Source organism: Lentzea sp. NPDC060358 (assembly GCF_042725365.1).
Taxonomy (GTDB): Bacteria; Actinomycetota; Actinomycetes; order Mycobacteriales; family Pseudonocardiaceae; genus Lentzea.
In genome coordinates this window covers 30,857-47,178 of record NZ_JBHXCW010000009.1, presented here as the reverse complement: position 1 = coordinate 47,178, position 16,322 = coordinate 30,857, and the positions used below count along the sequence as shown (strand labels likewise).

Here is a 16,322-nt window from a genome sequence, read left to right as displayed (position 1 = left end):
CACCGCTCGAGAATTAGTGGCGACGAGGTAGTAAACGGGGTTAACTGGGTTGGGTGACGACACTCACCCAGTTGCCCGACGACTACGTCCAGAACCCGCACGAAGTGCACGACCTGTTGCGTGCCGAGGGCCCCGTGAAGGAAGTCCGCACGCCGCGCGGGCTCAAGGTCTGGCTCGTGACTCGGTACGACGAGGCGAAGATCGCCCTCACCGACCCGAAGGTCAGCAAGGACGTCGCCGCGGGCGGTCACCTCATGCAGGTGCACTCGACCGACCCGAACGCGGGCCGCGTGCTCGACGACTCGCTGGCCGTGCACATGCTGAACCTGGACCCGCCCCACCACACCCGCCTGCGCAAGCTCGTGACCAAGGCGTTCACCGCCCGCCGCGTCGAGAAGATGCGTCCGCGGGTGGAGGAGATCTCGGCGGAGCTGATCGCGAAGCTGAACGACGGCGACGTGGTGGACCTGCTGGAGACGTTCGCGTTCCCGCTGCCGATCACCGTCATCTGCGAGCTGCTCGGCATCCCGATCGACAACCGCGACGAGTTCCGCGAGTGGTCCAACCAGCTGCTCACGTTCGGCACGTCGGACCAGGTCCGGGCGGCCGGCGAGGCGATGGCGGGGTTCCTGTACCAGCACGTCGGCAAGGTGCAGGCGGCCGAGCCCGACGACACGTTCTTCTCCGCGCTCGTGCACGCCACCGACGCCGGTGACCGGCTGAGCACCGAAGAGCTCGTGTCGATGGCGTTCCTCCTGCTCGTGGCGGGCCACGAGACGACGGTGAACCTCATTGGCAACGCGGTGTTCTCGCTGCTGAACAACCCGGACCAGCTCCAGATCCTCAGGGACAAGCCGGAGCTGATCCCCGCCAGCACGGAGGAGTTCCTCCGGCTGGAGGGGCCGATCAACGTCGCGACCTTCCGCTACACCAAGGAACCCCTCGAACTGGGCGGCATCACCGTGCCCGCGGACGAGATCCTGATGGTGTCGCTGGTGGCGGCGAACCGGGACCCGGAGCGCTACGAGAACCCCGACCAGCTCGACGTGACGCGGTCCGCGCAGGGGCACGTCGCGTTCGGCCACGGCCTGCACTTCTGCCTGGGCGCCCCGCTGGCCCGGCTGGAGTTCGACGTCGCGCTGACGCAATTGCTGGCTCGGTTCCCGAACCTGGAGCTGGCCGCGGAGCCGGAGACGCTGGTGTGGCGGGACAGCACGCTGATCCGCGGCCTGCACACCCTGCCGGTGCGCCTGGCCTAGGGTGCAGCGGGTGGACGACCTGCTGAAGCTCGACCAGGCGCACGTCTGGCACCCGTACGGACCGATGCCGGGCACCCAGGAGCCGTTGCTCGTCATCGAGGCCTCCGGTGTCCGGCTCACCCTCGCCGACGGGCGCGAGCTGGTCGACGGCATGTCGTCCTGGTGGGCCGCGATCCACGGCTACCGGCACCCGGTGCTGGACGCGGCCGCCACCGAGCAGCTCGGCCGGATGAGCCACGTGATGTTCGGCGGGCTCACGCACGAGCCCGCCATCCGGCTCGCGGCGAAGCTCGTCGAGATCACGCCCGAGGACCTGCGGCACGTCTTCCTGTGCGACTCCGGCTCGGTGTCGGTCGAGGTCGCGGTCAAGATGTGCCTGCAGTACTGGCGTTCCCGCAACCGCCCGGAGAAGCGGCGGCTGCTGACGTGGCGCGGCGGCTACCACGGCGACACCTTCAACCCCATGTCCGTGTGCGACCCCGAGGGCGGGATGCATTCGCTGTGGCGCGGAATCCTGCCGGAGCAGGTCTTCGCGGACGCACCGCCGGCGGAGCTGGACACCGCGTACGTCCAGCACCTCGCCGACCTCGTCGAGCAGCACGCCGACGAGCTCGCGGCGATCATCGTCGAGCCCGTCGTGCAGGGTGCGGGCGGCATGCGGTTCCACGACCCGCGCTACCTGCACGTGTTGCGCGAGCTGGCCTACGCGCACGACGTGCTGCTGGTGTTCGACGAGATCGCCACGGGCTTCGGGCGCACCGGTGAGCTGTTCGCCGCCGACCACGCGGGCGTCAGCCCGGACGTGATGTGCCTCGGCAAGTCGCTGACCGGCGGGTACCTGACGATGGCGGCCACGCTGTGCACGCCGCGGGTGGCCGACGGGATCAGCCGGGGCGAGGTGCCGGTGCTCGCGCACGGGCCGACGTTCATGGGCAACCCGCTGGCCGCCGCGGTGTCGCTGGCGTCGATCGAGCTGCTGCTGTCGCAGGACTGGAAGCGCGAGATCGCGCGCATCTCGGTGGGCTTGGAAGCCGGACTCGCGCCCGCACGCGCGTTGCCCGGCGTTCAGGACGTGCGCGTGCTGGGAGCTATCGGCGTTGTGCAACTGCATGAGCCCGTGGACATGGCACGGGCCACGCGTGCGGCCGTGGACGCGGGCGTGTGGCTGCGGCCGTTCCGCGACCTGATCTACACGATGCCGCCGTTCGTCAGCACGGACGACGACATCGCGGCGATCTGTCAGGGCGTGATCGCGGCCGCGAGCTGAGTGTCGGTCGGCTCGACCAGGAAGTCGCCGTTCGGGAGGACGACCACGGGGATGTTCTTCCGCCCGGCGATCTCGACCGCACGGTCCCTCGCCGCGTCGTCGTGCTCGACGTCGACGTAGGTGAACGGCACGTCGTTGCGGGTCAGCCAGGCCTTCGCGCGGCGGCAGTCACCACACCATTCGGCACCGTACATCACGATCGGTTGCTCACTCATGCCGTCACCGTAGGTGAGGTTCTAAGGTGAAGCCCTGTGAGCGTGCTGGTGATCACCGGAACCGGGACAGAGGTCGGCAAGACCGCCGTCACCGCGGGCATCGCGGCGCTGGCCAGGGCAGAGGGCAGGCGGGTCGCGGTGCTCAAGCCCGCGCAGACCGGCCTGCTGCCCGGCGAGCCGGGGGACGTGGCGGAGGTGGTGCGGCTCGCGGGCGACGTGACGACCCGGGAGCTGGCCAGATACCCCGACCCGCTGGCGCCGGCCACCGCGGCCAGACGCGCGGGCATGCCCACCGTGCGCCCCCAGGACGTCGCCGCGGTCGTCACCGAGCTCGACGGGACCCACGACCTCGTGCTGGTCGAGGGCGCGGGCGGCCTGCTCGTGCGGTTCGACGAGGGCGGCTCGACGCTCGCCGACATCGCGTGGGCGGTGAACGCGCCGGTCCTGATCGTCGCGAGGGCCGGGCTCGGGACGCTGAACACGACCGCGCTGACCGCCGAGGCGTTGCAGCGGCGCGGTCTCGAGTCGATCGGCGTCGTGGTCGGCAGCTGGCCGCTGCACCCCGACCTCGCGTCGCAGACGAACCTCGTCGACCTGCCGGAGGCGGCGGGCGCCCCGCTGCTCGGCGCGCTGCCCCAGGGGGTGACGAAGCTCGGTCCGGTGGACTTCGCGGCCGTCGCGAAGAGATCGTTCTCGCCGTGGTTCGGGGGCGAGTTCGACCCGGAGACGTTCGCGGCTCAATTCGCGGTCCAGTGATCTACGTCGCTCCACGATGAAGGATTCAGTGCGGCATAGTGCACGCCAGGCCACCGGAGGAGGAGAGACCGTGACCGCAGCACCGGAACAGATCGACGTGCTCGACGAGGCTCGCGAGCAGGTGCTCGAACGAGGCGTCGGGCTCACCGAGGCCCAGGTGCTGAAGGTGCTGGAGCTCCCCGAGGAGCGCATCCCCGACCTGCTCGCGCTCGCGCACGAGGTCCGCGAACGCTGGTGCGGCCCCGATGTCGAGGTCGAGGGCATCGTGTCGCTCAAGACCGGCGGCTGCCCCGAGGACTGCCACTTCTGCTCGCAGTCCGGCCAGTTCCCCTCGCCCGTGCGCTCGGCGTGGCTCGACATCCCCGGCCTCGTCCGCGCGGCGCGGCAGACCCGCGACACCGGCGCGACCGAGTTCTGCATCGTCGCGGCCGTGCGCGGCCCGGACAAGCGGCTGCTCTCGCAGGTGCGCGACGGCATCAAGGCCATCCGCGCCGACGGCAACGACATCCAGATCGCCTGCTCGCTCGGCATGCTCACGCAGGAGCAGGTCGACGAGCTCGTGGCGATGGGCGTGCACCGCTACAACCACAACCTCGAGACCGCCCGCTCGCACTTCCCGAACGTCGTCACCACGCACTCCTGGGAGGAGCGCTGGGACACGTTGCGGATGATCCGCGACGCCGGCATGGAGGTCTGCTGCGGCGGCATCATCGGCATGGGGGAGTCGTTGCGGCAGCGCGCGGAGTTCGCGGTGCAGCTCGCCGAGCTCGAGCCCGACGAGGTTCCGCTGAACTTCCTCATCCCGAACCCCGGCACGCCGTACGAGAACTACCCGGTCGTGGAGGGCGCCGAGGCGCTGCGCACGGTCGGCGCGTTCCGGCTGGCGCTGCCGCGCACGATCCTGCGGTTCGCGGGCGGCCGTGAGCTGACCTTCGGCGACCTGGGCGCGAAGCAGGGCATGCTCGGCGGCATCAACGCGATCATCGTCGGCAACTACCTGACGAACCTCGGCCGCCCGGCGCAGCAGGACCTCGACATGCTCGAGGAGCTGTCGATGCCCATCAAGGCGCTGAGCCAGACCCTGTGACGACCTACTGCTCCTTCTGCGGCAAGGAAGAAGCCGACGGCGACCACGCGGTCTGCCGTCGGCGCCTGTCGGTGATCGACCCGCCGCGGTACTGCCCGCAGTGCGCGCGCCGCATGGTCGTCCAGGTGACCCCGGACGGCTGGACGGCGCGCTGCAGCCGCCACGGAGAGACTCTCTCGGTTCGGTAGTAACCTCTCGCGAATGGACGAGAACGCCGCGCCGGTGCGCATCGAACCCGTGCCGGAGCCGCAGTACGTCTACCACTACGTCCGGCCGCGGCCGAAGGTCGTGGTGAAGCGGGACCTGCTGCCGGCACTGGGTGTCGCGCTGACGACGTTCGCGTTCGGGCTGCCCGCCGCGTACCTGTGGTCGTGGCTCGCCCCGGCCCAGCTCAAGATCGTCTCGCCGCAGGACGGCAAGTTCTACCCGATCGGGGTGGAGAGCTACCACCGGCTCGACGCGCTGATGGTGTTCGTGCTGATCGGTCTCGGCGCGGGCGCGATCACCGGCATGGCGGTGTGGCTGCTGCGCTCCCGGCGCGGCCCCGTCGTGATGCTGGCGATGACCGCCGGCTCGTGCGCGGCGGCGTGGTTCGCGCAGTGGCTGGGCGGTTCGCTCGCGGCGGGCGCGTACCCGGTGCCCGCGGAGATCAAGCCGAACGACACCCTGCTCGTCGCTCCCGCTCTGGAGACGTGGTGGGGGATTCTCGCGTGGCCGCTCGCCGCGGCGCTGGCCTACGGCTGCTGCACGGCGTGGAACGGACTGGACGACCTGGGGCGGCGCCTCGGCTGAGCCCGCCGGGGCACCGCCCTCCGGGTACCTACCCCACGCGGTAGGCGAAGTCCGGCATGTCGGTCACGAACATCTGCCCCGGCGCGTGCGTGATCGCGAACGGCGGCCGCGACTTCATCAGCACCGCCTGCGGAGTCACGCCGCACGCCCAGAACACCGGCACGTCACCGGGTTCGTGCTCGACGGCGTCGCCGAAGTCCGGCCGGTCGAGGTCCTCGATCCCGAGCATCCGCGGATCACCCGCGCCGACCGGGGCGCCGTGCACCGACGGCATGAGCGCCGTGACCTTGTGCGCGATGTCCACGAGGGACTCCGGAATCCACCGCATCGACACCACCATCGGCCCGTGCAGCCGCCCCGCCGGCCGGCACTGGACGTCCGTGACGAACATCGACACGTTCCGGCCCTGCTCCACGTGCCGCAGCGGCACACCGGCGCCGGTCAGCGCCGTCTCGAACGTGAAGCTGCACCCGATCAGGAACGTCACCAGGTCGTCGCGCCAGAACTCGGTCGCGTCCTCCGGTTCCGCGGCCAGCTCGCCGTGCTCCCAGACCCGGTAGCGCGGCACGTGGGTGCGCACGTCCGCGTCCGGCTTGAGGGCGCTGACGGTCTCGCCGGCGTCCAGCACGTCGAGCACCGGGCACGGCTTGGGGTTGCGGTGGGTGAAGAGCAGGAAGTCGTACGCCCAGTCCTTCGGGACGGCGATCAGGTTCGCCTGGGCCTGTCCCGGCGCTCGGCCCGCTGTCGTCATTCGAGCTCCTTGTTGACCGTCTCGGGCAGCCAGACCAGCGCGATGACCGCGATCCCGTAGGCCGCCGCCCCGAACAGCATGGCACCGCCGATGCCGAGCCGGTCGGCCATGAACCCGACGAGCCCGGGGAACACGGCGCCGAACGCGCGCCCGAAGTTGTAGGTGAAGCCCTGCCCCGTGCCGCGCAGCCGGGTCGGGTAGAGCTCGGACAGGTAGCTGCCGAACCCGCTGAAGATGGCGGACATGCAGAACCCGAGCGGGAAGCCGAGGAACATGACCAACGTGTTGGCGCCGTTGGGGATCTGCGTGTAGGCGACGATCAGCAGCGCGCTCGCGACGGCGAACAGCGTGAAGGTCTTCTTGCGCCCCAGGTGGTCCGTGAGGTAGCCGCCGCTGACGTACCCGATCCACGCGCCGGTGATGAGGAACGCGAGGTATCCGCCCGTGCCGATGATCGTGAGGCCGCGCCCGGTCTGCAGGAACGACGGCAGCCACGTGGCGAGCGTGTAGTACCCGCCCTGGACACCGGTGGCGAGCAGCGACGCGAACAGCGTGGTCTTGAGGATGCCGGGCGCGAAGATCTTGCGGAACGTGCCGCTCTCCTTGGGCTGCGCCTGGGTTTGCGGGGCGTCGGCGACGTTGCGGCGCACGTAGAAGATGAGGACCGCGGGCAGGGCGCCGGTCCAGAACATGATGCGCCAGCTGATCGCGGGGTCCGCCAGGCTCGCCACCAGGGTGTTGACGACGACGGCGAGCCCCCAGCCGACCGCCCACGCGCTCTGGACGAACGCGACCGTGCGCCCGCGGTACTTCGGCTTGCAGTACTCGGCGACGAGGATCGCACCCGCCGCCCACTCGCCGCCGAAGCCCAGGCCCTGCAGCGCGCGGAAGACCAGCAGGGTCTCGTAGTTGGTCGCGAACCCGCACAGGACGGTGAAGAACGCGTAGGCGGCGACCGTGATGACCAGGGTCTTCGACCGCCCGAACCGGTCGGCCATCACGCCCGCCACCGCGCCGCCGATGGCGCTCATCAGCAGCGTGCTGGTGCCCAGCAGGCCGGCTTCGGCCTTGGTGAGGCCGAAGTAGCCGGTGATCGCGACCAGGCTCAGCGGCAGGACCCAGTAGTCGTACGAGTCCAGCCCGTAGCCGCCGAACGCGCCGACGAACGCGCGCCGGCCCTTCTGGCCGAGACTGCGGAACCAGGCGAAACGGCCTGTTTCCTCGGTCGTGGTCGTGCTCATGGGACACCTCGCAGCGTGGTGGAGGAGTGGTGGGGTGTGACGGAGACCTCAGAGTACGAATTGTTCAACAATCCCACAAGGCCACAATCCCACGATCCAACGATTGGAGCTGCGGGGCTCGGCTGTTCGGGCACGAGCGGGTGGGGTGGAGGTGGGGCGGGTGCGTGAGTGGTGAGGCGGGTGCGAGCTGGGCGTGCGGCGCGAGTGTCGAGGCGGGCGTAACCGAGGCCGCGAGGGCCGCGAGTGTCGGGGCAGGTGAGAGCCTGGCTTCAGGGCGCGAGTGGCGGGCGTGGGCTAGGGCGCCGTGGCGGGGAGTTGCGGCGAAGTTGCCGAAGCTGGGCTGGCCAGACGGGTCAGCGGGCCTGGGAGGTCACCGCCGCACCCCCGCCAGGGCCGATTTCCCGGCGCGAGCCCTGTGAACATGCTTCCGCGCCTCGCGCCTCGCGCCTCGCGCCTCGCGCCTCGCGCCTCGCGCCTCCATCACCTTCCGCGCGACGCACCACAGGCGAACCGGCGCAGCACCACCTCGGCCGCACCCCACCCAACTGCGCCCGACACAGCCGCACCCCAACCGCGCGCCGCACCCTCACCTCAACCGCGCGCCGCACCCCAACCACGCCACTCGGCGCGGCACCACCTGAACCCCGCCAACCCACTCAGCCCGGCAACGGCCCCGCCGCACCCAGCCCATCACCCCAGAGCCGCATGCCACCCGAGCACCCGAGCCGCGTCCCATCACCCGAGCGCGTCCCACCACCCAGACGGACTAGTTGGGACTGGGCACGTGCCCGAACTCCGTCAACGGCACCGGCACCGCCTTCAAGGCGCTGAGAATCCCGGTCTCCCGGTGCAACATCCGCCGCACCAGCCGCAACCGCCGGGCCGGCGACCGCTCCTCCAGCAGCCGCTGCCGGTCCTCGACGGGCAGCAGGCAGTCGGCGGCCAGCAGGTAGGACAGGTCCCCGAGCGACACGTCGTCGGCGGGTGGCGACCAGTCCTCCTGGTGCCAGGCCGCGCCGCAGTAGCGCTCGTGGGCCGCCCGCGCGCCGCGTTCCAGCAGTGGCACGACCTCCTGGGCCGCCACCGGGACCTCGACGTCGGAGATGTACTCGACCTGCGCCAGCAGGTACGGGGCGGTCGTCGCGTCCACGTCGAGCAGGCGGAAGCGGCGGACCCCGCGCGTCACGATGTCGAAGCGGCCCTCCGGCAGCGGGCGGGCGTCGAGCAGGTCGGCCGAGCAACCGATGTCCTGCAGGGAGCGGACGTTGTCGGCGCCCACCTCCCAGCCCTCCTTGATGCAGACGACGCCGAACGTGCGCCCGAACAGGGAGCCCGTCATCAGGTCGACCACCAGCTGGCGGTAGCGCGGTTCGAAGATGTGCAACGGCAAAGACGCGCCGGGCAGCAGCACGGTGCCCAGCGGGAACAACGGAAGCGTCTCTGCCACGTGTGCAACGTTACGGGGTGCCACCCCCGCCTGCTGGACGGCCGGATCCCGGCGGTCTCAACACGGCGAACGGATCGGTGACTTTGATTCCCTTGGCGCTGAACCGGAACAACGCGGCGGGGCGGCCTCCCGACGGGCCGGGGGGAGCGGTCCCACCTGTGGGTTCCAGCAGCAAACGGCGTGACAGGACCCGTTGCAGGTTCGTCGCGGAGACCCGGTAACCGAGTGCCGCGGAGTAGTGGTCGCGCAGCAGCGAGATGGTGAACTCCGGTGGCGCCAGGGCGAACCCGAGGTTCGTGTAGGACAGCTTCGAGCCGAGCCGGTGCCGCGCTCGATCGACGATCAAGGCGTGGTCGAAGGCCATCGGAGGCAGTTTCTCGACGCAGTGCCACGCGGTGTCGGACGGGACCTCGGGGTCGACGTCGGAGGGGACCAGCCCGAGGAACGCGGTGGCGACGGCCCGCGGCGGGGGAACGCGGTCGGGGGCGCTGAAGACGGCGAGCTGTTCGACGTGTGACAACTGTCGCACGTCGACTTTCTCCGCCAGCTGACGGCGGATGGAGGTCTCCACGTCCTCGTCCACCCGCAGGCCGCCGCCCGGCAGCGACCAGCGGTGAGCGTGTGGCTCCCGTGCGCGCTCCCAGAGCATGACCTGGAGTGACGCACCTCTCACCCGCAACACTGCCGCCAGAACTTCATGCCCCACGCCTGCCATCCGGCTGATACTATCGGCGACGTTTTCGACCAACAGGCGAAAACCCTGGATCGAGGAGGCAGTGATGGTCGCTACCGCAACCGTGGAGCGAACCGCGTCGGGCGTCTACGGCGGAGTCGAGCCGAACGCCGCGTGGCGGGACGAGGTGTTGCGCCTCGCGAAGGAGCGGGACGCCGTCATCCTGGCGCACAACTACCAGCTGCCCGAGATCCAGGACATCGCCCACCACACCGGCGACTCGCTGGCGCTCAGCCGGATCGCGGCGCAGTCCGACGCGCAGACCATCATCTTCTGCGGCGTGCACTTCATGGCCGAGACCGCGAAGATCCTCGCCCCGCAGAAGACGGTGCTGATCCCGGACGAGCGCGCGGGCTGCTCGCTCGCCGACTCGATCACCGGCGCGCAGCTGCGCGAGTGGAAGGCGCAGCACCCCGGTGCCGTGGTCGTGTCCTATGTGAACACCACCGCCGAGGTCAAGGCCGAGACGGACATCTGCTGCACGTCGTCCAACGCCGTCGACGTGGTGCGCTCGATCCCCGCCGACCGCGAGGTGCTGTTCTGCCCGGACCAGTTCCTGGGCGCGCACGTGAAGCGCGAGACGGGCCGCGAGAACCTGCACATCTGGGCGGGCGAGTGCCACGTGCACGCCGGCATCAACGGGCCCGAACTGGCTGAGCGCGCCGCGGCGAACCCGGACGCCGACCTGTTCATCCACCCCGAGTGCGGCTGCGCCACCAGCGCCCTCTACCTCAGCGGCGAGGGCATCGTCCCGGCGGAGAAGGTCAAGATCCTCTCGACCGGCGACATGATCACCGCCGCCCGCAGCACCAATGCGCGCAAGGTGCTCGTCGCGACCGAGGTCGGCATGCTGCACCAGCTGCGCAAGGCCGCCCCGGAGATCGACTTCCGCGCCGTCAACGACCGCGCGTCCTGCACCTACATGAAGATGATCACGCCGGCCGCGTTGCTGCGGTGCGTGCGCGACGGCCTGGACGAGGTGCACGTCGACCTGGAGACCGCCCAGCGCGCCCAGGGCGCCGTGCAGCGCATGATCGAGATCGGCCAGCCCGGCGGCGGTGAGTGATGGCCGCGCGCTGGGAGGCGCGAGCCGACCTGGTCGTGGTCGGCACGGGCGTGGCGGGTCTCACCGCCGCGCTGCGGGCCCGTGAGCTGGGACTGCGGGTCCTGGTCGTCACGAAGGCCGAGGGCGACGACGGCAACACGCGCTGGGCGCAGGGTGGCGTCGCCGTCGTCATGGAGGACCAGCACGACCCCGGCGACACGGTCGGCAAGCACGTCGAGGACACGCTGACGGCGGGCGCGGGCCTCTGCGACGCGGCCGCGGTCACCGCGATCATCGGCGATGGACCGCGGGCCGTGGCACGGCTGCGCGAGCGCGGCGCGGTGTTCGACGCCAAGCCGGACGGCCTGCTCGAACGCACGCGGGAAGGCGGCCACAGCGCGTTCCGCGTCGTGCACGCCGGTGGCGACGCGACCGGCGCCGAGGTCGAACGGGCCCTGCTCAAGGCCACTGTGGACGGACGGGTTCCCCTGCTGGAGAACCACGTCGCGGTCGACGCGGTCAAGACGCCGCTCGGTGCGGTCGCCGGACTGCTGGTCCTGGACGGCAACGGCGTGCCCGGCGTGCTCACCGCGCCCGCCGTCCTGCTCGCGACCGGCGGCATCGGCCAGATGTACCAGGCGACCTCGAACCCGGCGGTGGCCACGGGCGACGGCCTCGCGCTCGCCCTGCGCGCCGGCGCGCTGGCCGCGGACGTCGAGTTCATCCAGTTCCACCCGACCGTCCTCTACACCGGGCGCGGCGCGCGCGGCCGCTGCCCGCTCGTCACGGAGGCGGTGCGCGGCGAAGGCGCCGTGCTGGTCGACGCGACCGGCGCCCGCGTGATGAAGGGCGTGCACCCGCTGGAGGACCTGGCCCCGCGCGACGTCGTGGCGGCCGCGATCACCCGGCACATGGCGCAGGGACCCGGTGGCGTCGACGACCACGTCTTCCTGGACGCGACGGCGTTGCACGACATGGCGACGCGCTTCCCGACGGTGTACTCGGCGTGCGTCTCGGTCGGCGTCGACCCTTCCGTGGACCCGATCCCCGTCGCCCCGGCGGCGCACTTCGCCTGCGGCGGCGTGGTGTCCTCCGTCGACGGGCGCACCGGCGTGACCGGCCTGTACGCGGTCGGCGAGGTCGCCCGCACCGGTCTGCACGGCGCGAACCGCCTGGCGTCCAACAGCTTGCTCGAGGGCCTGGTCTGCGGAACCCGTGCCGCCGAGGCCGTGGCCGCGGACCTCGCGATCGGCCTGATCGCACCGGTCCGCACCGCCGACCCCGTCCTGCCGACGGCGCCGGTGGCGGACCGCGACCTGCTCCAGCGCGTGATGTCCCGCTACGCCGCGATCGGCCGCGACGCGGAAGGTCTCGCCGTCGTCGGCTCGGTGCTCGACGTGTCCACTGTGGACAAGCAGCTGGAGTCGCGCGAACTGGTCGAGGACGCGGCGCTCACGATGGCCGCCCGCGCCCTGATCGCGGCCGCGCAGGAACGCACGGAGTCGCGCGGCTGCCACGTCCGCACGGACTTCACCGAGCGTGCGCAGGCGTGGCAACGCAGTCAGCTCGTCCGGCTCACGCCGACCGGTCAGCCCGTGCTGGCCGATCCCGTCCTGGCAGAGGGTGTCGCATGACCGAGATCGACTGGGAGGACGCCGGGCGCGTCATCCGGCTCGCCCTGGAGGAGGACCTCCGCTACGGCCTCGACGCCACGACGCTCGCGACGGTGCCGGAAAACGCCGTCGCCACCGCCGAGATCACGCCGCGCTCACCGGGCGTTCTGTGCGGCGTTTCCGTCGCCCGCACGGCCTTCCAGCACCACCTGCCCGAGGTCGAGGTGGTCTCGGAGGCCGCGGACGGCACCAAGGCGGTCCCCGGCGAGCCCGCGCTGGTGCTGACCGGGCCGACCCGCGGCCTGCTCACGGTCGAGCGCACGGCGTTGAACCTGGTCTGCCACCTGTCCGGCATCGCCACGCGGACCGCGCGCTGGGTCGACGCGATCGAGGGCACCGGCGCGCGGGTGCGCGACAGCCGCAAGACGCTGCCGGGCCTGCGCCTGCTGCAGAAGTACGCGGTCCGGTGCGGCGGCGGCGTGAACCACCGCATGGGCCTCGGCGACGCGATCCTCATCAAGGACAACCACGTCGCCGCGGCCGGCTCGGTCGGCGCCGCGATCCGCGCGGCCCGCGCGCACGCGCCGGAGTTGCTGATGGAGGTCGAGGTCGACAGCCTGGAGCAGTTCGACGAGGCGATCGCCGAGGGCGCGGAACTGGTGCTGCTGGACAACTTCACGCCCGAGCAGTGCGCGGAGGCCGTGCGCCGCCGGCCGGCGGGGGTGAAGCTGGAGGCGTCCGGCGGGCTCACGCTGGACGTGGCCCGCGCGTACGCCGAGACGGGCGTCGACTACCTCGCGGTCGGCGGTCTCACCCACTCCAGCCCGTCACTCGACCTCGGCCTGGACCTCCGCTGACGGCCGGTAGCGCACGAAACCACCCTGACGGACGCCGGGAAAGCTCTGCACCCGGCGCCAGTCAGCGGTGGCCGAGCCGACGCCGTTGCCGTCGGACAGCGCGTCGACGTGGTCGTCCGCGCTGCGCCACTCGGCGTAGTTGACCACCTGCCGGCCGTCGTCGCGGACGTGGAACGCGGCGGAGATGCCGCCGGGGTGCGACTTCGGGTCGCTCGCGAGCGACACGAACACCGAGTCGACCCACGCCTTCGCGGTCGCCTCGTCGTCGGTGTCGATCGTGACCAGCACGACGCAGCCCACCTCCTGGTCGCGCCCGGCCATCCCGCCGGTGCGGTAGAGGGTGAAGCCGTCGAGGTCCTCGCGGCCGCGGACGAACGGCGGCAGATCGGGAAGAGTCATGGCTCCGATCCTGCGGGCTCGACCTAGCTGGAGGTCAAGCGCCGGTTGGCGAGCACCGGCAGCACCTCGCGCGCCTTCTCCACCGCACCGAGGTCGAGGTCCACGACCGACACCTCGGGCTGGTCCGAGAGCTGCAGTACGACGGTGCCGAACGGGTCCGCCACGGTCGAGAACCCGATCCCGGTCGGTGCGGACGACCCCAGGTCACCGGGGTAGGCCTGCCCGCACGCCACGACGAACGACGTGCAGTCGAGGGCGCGCGCTCGCACCAGCAGTTCCCACTGCTCCTTCTTGCCCGGCCCGGCACCCCACGACGCACCGAGCAGCACGGCCGACGCACCCCGGTCGGCCAGTGCGCGGAAGAGCTCCGGGAAGCGCACGTCGTAACAGGTCGCCACGCCCAGCGTGACGCCGTCGACCTCGAACGTCACCACGTCCGACCCCGGCGCGACCGTGCGCGACTCCTGGAACCCGAACGCGTCGAACAGGTGAATCTTGTCGTACCCCAGGTGAACGTCGGGGCCGGTCACCAGCAGCGTGTTCGTCACCCGGTCACCGGACGGCGTGAACATGCCCGCCACGACCACCACGTCGTGCTCGACGGCGATCTCGCGCACCGCGCGGGCCCACGGCCCGTCGAGCGGCTCCGCGACCGGCCCGAGGGGCACGCCGAAACGGCACATCGTCGCCTCCGGCAGCAGCACGACGCGCGCGCCGTCGGCCCTGCGCACCGCGTCGCGGACCAGTTCCAGGTTCGACCTGGGGTCGGTGGTGGAGCTGATCTGACTCACGGCGATGCGCATGGGGATCACTGTAGGGTCCGGACCGTGCGTCGTTCCCCACTGCTCCTCGTCGTGTTGCTGGCCGTCGCGGGCTGCACCGAGACCGCCACACCGCGTCCCGACGGTGGCACGAACGGCACGTCGATCGTGCTCGCCGACCGCGACGAGCCGGCGACGCTGAACCCGTTGCTCGGCTACGGCGCCCAGGGCGTGTCGAAGATCTACAACGGTCTCGTCGAGCACCGCCAGGACGGCTCGCTGCGCCCCGACCTCGCCGCCGACCTGCCCGAACCGGCCGCGGACGGGCTGAGCTGGACGGTGAAGCTGCGCGGCGACGTGAAGTTCACCGACGGCACCGCGTTCGGCGCCGAGGACGTCGTCGCCACCTACACCGCCGCGCTGCAGAGCCAGGTCAAGGACCGGTTCAGCACGCTGCGGGGCGTCGAGCAGGTCGACCCGTCGACGGTCCGCTTCACCCTCGCGCAGACGCAGGCCGCGTTCCCGCACCTGCTCGTGCTCGGCATCCTGCCCAGCGAGCAGGCGAACGCGAACGGGCAGCCGGTCGGCACCGGCCCGTACAAGGTCACCGAGTGGCGCAAGGGCGACCGGCTGCTGCTGGAGGCGAACGAGGGCTACTTCGCCGGCGCGCCCAAGGTCAAGAAGGTCACCGTCGTCTTCGTCACCGACGACAACCAGCGCTCCCGCCGCATGCAGGACGGCGAGTTCGACGGCACGGTGCTGCCGCCCAAGCTCGCCGGGACGTTCACCGGCAGGTCGGGCCTGACCGTGCAGTACCACCGCAGCGCCGACTACCGGTCCGTCACGCTGCCCGCCGCCCACCCGGTCACCGGCAACGCCGCCGTCCGCCTCGCGCTCAACTACGCCACCAACCGCCAGGGCATGATCGACAGCCTGCTGGAGGGCAAGGGCACCGTCGCGTACACGCCGGTGCCGGACGCGCTGGCCGAGGAGTTCGACCCGAGCGCGAAGTTCCGCTTCGACAAGGCGGAGGCCGTCCGGCTGCTGGAGGCCTCCGGCTGGGTCGCGGGCGCCGACGGCATCCGGGCCCGCGAGGGCGTCGCGGCCCGCTTCACGCTGATGTACCCGCTGGGCGACGACCTGCGCGCCGACCTCGCGACGGCGTTCGCGGCCGACGCCAAGGCCGTGGGCGTGGACGTGCAGCTGGCCGGCCTGTCGTGGGAGGCGATCCGCCCCCGCATGGGCACCGACGCGCTGCTCTACGGCGAAGGCTCGCCGTTCGACCCGGACCTGATGCTCTACGGCCTGCGCGGCCAGGGCAGCCCCGCCGCCGACACGGCGCTCGAGAACGGCCGCAAGCTCATCGACCCGGCGCAGCGGGCGGTGGCGTACAAGCTGTTCCAGCAGGCGTTCGTCGGCGCGCCGTCGATGGTGGTGCTCGTGTTCCCGGAGCACGCCTACGTGCTGCGCGACTCGTGGAACGGCTACGAGCCCGTGGTCGACCCGAACTCCTACGGGGCGCTGACCTGGGGTCCGTGGTGGAACCTGGACAAGTGGGAGCCCAAGTAGGGCCTCACGTGGTCCGGGCGTTGATGTCCCGCACGGCCTTCTGCGGGTCGTCGGCCCAGAACTCGACCCGTCCGACCCGCTGGGCGCCCGTCTTGCCGAGGTCCACGAGCTGCGGCTCGTGGAACGGCACCGACACGTTCGTCTTGGTCAGCGACTGGATGACGAGCGCGTCGCCGATCACCTCGACGCTGCGCTGCCCCTTGTGCGAGCGCTCGGCGACCTGCGCCGCCCCGAGGTCCCCGGTGGGGATGCGCCAGTCGAAGAACCCGAGCTGCCGCAGCCGCAGCTCGTCGGCGGAGATCGTGTGCGGCTGCTTGTGCAGGACGTAGAGCGCGCCCACGCACACGACCGCGTTCAGCACGCCGAGCACGCTCAGGGTGATCAGCAGCCACGGGACGTCCAGCGCGAACGCGACGAGGGCGATCCCGACCGCCGTGATGATCAGGAACCGCCAGTAGCGCGGCCGCATGCGCTTGCCGTAGGGGATCTCCACCATGGCGACGAGCCTATTTCGTGGCACAGTGCAGGTC

The 16,322-nt window shown here is 71.3% G+C and carries 18 protein-coding genes; 10 read left to right on the top strand and 8 right to left on the bottom strand.

Features of this window, described 5'->3' with window-relative positions; all coding sequences use genetic code 11:
- Positions 1-53: 53 nt before the first annotated feature.
- Both ACFWGZ_RS03505 and ACFWGZ_RS03500 read left to right on the top strand, forming a co-directional pair.
- The gene (locus ACFWGZ_RS03505) at positions 54-1,259 is read left to right on the top strand and encodes a cytochrome P450 (protein WP_382449861.1); all 1,206 of its coding nucleotides are present in this window, start codon (positions 54-56) and stop codon (positions 1,257-1,259) included.
- A gap of 64 nt (positions 1,260-1,323) precedes the next feature.
- Positions 1,324-2,526, top strand: a complete 1,203-nt coding sequence (locus ACFWGZ_RS03500; RefSeq protein WP_382449885.1) for an adenosylmethionine--8-amino-7-oxononanoate transaminase — start codon at positions 1,324-1,326, stop codon at positions 2,524-2,526.
- On the opposite strand, the gene ACFWGZ_RS03495 is transcribed toward ACFWGZ_RS03500, so the two are convergent.
- The gene (locus tag ACFWGZ_RS03495) at positions 2,499-2,741 is read right to left on the bottom strand and encodes a glutaredoxin family protein (protein WP_382449860.1); all 243 of its coding nucleotides are present in this window, start codon (positions 2,739-2,741) and stop codon (positions 2,499-2,501) included. The two genes, ACFWGZ_RS03500 and ACFWGZ_RS03495, sit on opposite strands and share 28 nt — an antisense overlap.
- 36 nt (positions 2,742-2,777) lie before the next feature.
- Between ACFWGZ_RS03495 and bioD the strand changes: the two genes are divergently transcribed.
- The 4 genes from bioD to ACFWGZ_RS03475 all read left to right on the top strand — a co-directional run bounded on the left by bioD (position 2,778) and on the right by ACFWGZ_RS03475 (position 5,376).
- The gene (gene bioD, locus ACFWGZ_RS03490) at positions 2,778-3,497 is read left to right on the top strand and encodes a dethiobiotin synthase (RefSeq protein WP_382449859.1); all 720 of its coding nucleotides are present in this window, start codon (positions 2,778-2,780) and stop codon (positions 3,495-3,497) included.
- Positions 3,498-3,567: 70 nt separating this feature from the next.
- On the top strand, positions 3,568-4,584 hold the full coding sequence (gene bioB / locus ACFWGZ_RS03485) for a biotin synthase BioB (protein WP_382449858.1): 1,017 nt from the start codon (positions 3,568-3,570) through the stop codon (positions 4,582-4,584).
- Positions 4,581-4,772: a hypothetical protein gene (locus ACFWGZ_RS03480; protein WP_382449857.1), complete on the top strand. Its 192-nt coding sequence runs from the start codon at positions 4,581-4,583 to the stop codon at positions 4,770-4,772. The genes bioB and ACFWGZ_RS03480 overlap by 4 nt, the downstream gene beginning before the upstream one ends.
- Positions 4,773-4,785: 13 nt before the next feature.
- Complete coding sequence (locus tag ACFWGZ_RS03475) at positions 4,786-5,376, top strand: DUF2567 domain-containing protein (RefSeq protein WP_382449856.1); 591 nt, start codon at positions 4,786-4,788, stop codon at positions 5,374-5,376.
- Positions 5,377-5,404: 28 nt separating this feature from the next.
- On the opposite strand, the gene ACFWGZ_RS03470 is transcribed toward ACFWGZ_RS03475, so the two are convergent.
- From ACFWGZ_RS03470 to ACFWGZ_RS03455, 4 genes are all read right to left on the bottom strand, one after another.
- Positions 5,405-6,127: a putative hydro-lyase gene (locus ACFWGZ_RS03470; protein ID WP_382449855.1), complete on the bottom strand. Its 723-nt coding sequence runs from the start codon at positions 6,125-6,127 to the stop codon at positions 5,405-5,407.
- A complete protein-coding gene (locus ACFWGZ_RS03465) occupies positions 6,124-7,368 on the bottom strand; it encodes an MFS transporter (protein WP_382449854.1) in 1,245 nt (414 codons plus the stop codon). The genes ACFWGZ_RS03470 and ACFWGZ_RS03465 overlap by 4 nt, the downstream gene beginning before the upstream one ends.
- A 766-nt stretch (positions 7,369-8,134) precedes the next feature.
- A complete protein-coding gene (locus ACFWGZ_RS03460) occupies positions 8,135-8,815 on the bottom strand; it encodes an LON peptidase substrate-binding domain-containing protein (protein WP_382449853.1) in 681 nt (226 codons plus the stop codon).
- Positions 8,816-8,825: 10 nt separating this feature from the next.
- Positions 8,826-9,530: an NUDIX domain-containing protein gene (locus ACFWGZ_RS03455; protein ID WP_382449884.1), complete on the bottom strand. Its 705-nt coding sequence runs from the start codon at positions 9,528-9,530 to the stop codon at positions 8,826-8,828.
- 64 nt (positions 9,531-9,594) lie between these two features.
- On the opposite strand from ACFWGZ_RS03455, the gene nadA reads away from it, so the two are divergent.
- From nadA to nadC, 3 genes are read left to right on the top strand one after another with little or no spacing between them, the layout of a single operon-like run.
- Entirely contained in the window at positions 9,595-10,614 is a 1,020-nt protein-coding gene (gene nadA, locus ACFWGZ_RS03450; RefSeq protein ID WP_382449852.1) for a quinolinate synthase NadA, read from the top strand.
- Positions 10,614-12,227: an L-aspartate oxidase gene (locus ACFWGZ_RS03445; RefSeq protein ID WP_382449851.1), complete on the top strand. Its 1,614-nt coding sequence runs from the start codon at positions 10,614-10,616 to the stop codon at positions 12,225-12,227. Before nadA ends, ACFWGZ_RS03445 begins: the two co-directional genes overlap by 1 nt.
- Positions 12,224-13,063 (top strand): carboxylating nicotinate-nucleotide diphosphorylase, encoded by an 840-nt coding sequence (gene nadC, locus ACFWGZ_RS03440; RefSeq protein ID WP_382449850.1) that lies wholly within the window; start codon positions 12,224-12,226, stop codon positions 13,061-13,063. The genes ACFWGZ_RS03445 and nadC overlap by 4 nt, the downstream gene beginning before the upstream one ends.
- On the opposite strand, the gene ACFWGZ_RS03435 is transcribed toward nadC, so the two are convergent.
- Positions 13,034-13,462 carry a hypothetical protein gene (locus ACFWGZ_RS03435; protein WP_382449849.1) on the bottom strand — a complete coding sequence of 143 codons (429 nt, stop codon included), beginning with the start codon at positions 13,460-13,462 and terminating at the stop codon, positions 13,034-13,036. The two genes, nadC and ACFWGZ_RS03435, sit on opposite strands and share 30 nt — an antisense overlap.
- A gap of 23 nt (positions 13,463-13,485) precedes the next feature.
- Positions 13,486-14,265: a carbon-nitrogen hydrolase family protein gene (locus ACFWGZ_RS03430; protein WP_382449848.1), complete on the bottom strand. Its 780-nt coding sequence runs from the start codon at positions 14,263-14,265 to the stop codon at positions 13,486-13,488.
- 24 nt (positions 14,266-14,289) lie between these two features.
- Between ACFWGZ_RS03430 and ACFWGZ_RS03425 the strand changes: the two genes are divergently transcribed.
- The gene (locus tag ACFWGZ_RS03425; protein ID WP_382449847.1) at positions 14,290-15,792 is read left to right on the top strand and encodes an ABC transporter substrate-binding protein; all 1,503 of its coding nucleotides are present in this window, start codon (positions 14,290-14,292) and stop codon (positions 15,790-15,792) included.
- A gap of 4 nt (positions 15,793-15,796) precedes the next feature.
- Here ACFWGZ_RS03425 and ACFWGZ_RS03420 read toward each other — a convergent pair whose 3' ends face one another.
- Positions 15,797-16,288 carry a hypothetical protein gene (locus ACFWGZ_RS03420; RefSeq protein WP_382449846.1) on the bottom strand — a complete coding sequence of 164 codons (492 nt, stop codon included), beginning with the start codon at positions 16,286-16,288 and terminating at the stop codon, positions 15,797-15,799.
- Positions 16,289-16,322: the final 34 nt, after the last annotated feature.

Bases quoted from the DNA above. Each gene is read 5' to 3' on its own strand.
- ACFWGZ_RS03470 (WP_382449855.1), bottom strand. From the start codon at position 6,127: ATGACGACAGCGGGCCGAGCGCCGGGACAGGCCCAGGCGAACCTGATC.
- ACFWGZ_RS03495 (WP_382449860.1), bottom strand. From the start codon at position 2,741: ATGAGTGAGCAACCGATCGTGATGTACGGTGCCGAATGGTGTGGTGAC.
- ACFWGZ_RS03430 (WP_382449848.1), bottom strand. From the start codon at position 14,265: ATGCGCATCGCCGTGAGTCAGATCAGCTCCACCACCGACCCCAGGTCG.
- nadC (WP_382449850.1), top strand. From the start codon at position 12,224: ATGACCGAGATCGACTGGGAGGACGCCGGGCGCGTCATCCGGCTCGCC.
- ACFWGZ_RS03500 (WP_382449885.1), top strand. From the start codon at position 1,324: ATGCCGGGCACCCAGGAGCCGTTGCTCGTCATCGAGGCCTCCGGTGTC.
- ACFWGZ_RS03475 (WP_382449856.1), top strand. From the start codon at position 4,786: ATGGACGAGAACGCCGCGCCGGTGCGCATCGAACCCGTGCCGGAGCCG.
- ACFWGZ_RS03420 (WP_382449846.1), bottom strand. From the start codon at position 16,288: ATGGTGGAGATCCCCTACGGCAAGCGCATGCGGCCGCGCTACTGGCGG.
- ACFWGZ_RS03435 (WP_382449849.1), bottom strand. From the start codon at position 13,462: ATGACTCTTCCCGATCTGCCGCCGTTCGTCCGCGGCCGCGAGGACCTC.
- ACFWGZ_RS03445 (WP_382449851.1), top strand. From the start codon at position 10,614: ATGGCCGCGCGCTGGGAGGCGCGAGCCGACCTGGTCGTGGTCGGCACG.
- ACFWGZ_RS03455 (WP_382449884.1), bottom strand. From the start codon at position 9,530: ATGGCAGGCGTGGGGCATGAAGTTCTGGCGGCAGTGTTGCGGGTGAGA.
- nadA (WP_382449852.1), top strand. From the start codon at position 9,595: ATGGTCGCTACCGCAACCGTGGAGCGAACCGCGTCGGGCGTCTACGGC.
- ACFWGZ_RS03465 (WP_382449854.1), bottom strand. From the start codon at position 7,368: ATGAGCACGACCACGACCGAGGAAACAGGCCGTTTCGCCTGGTTCCGC.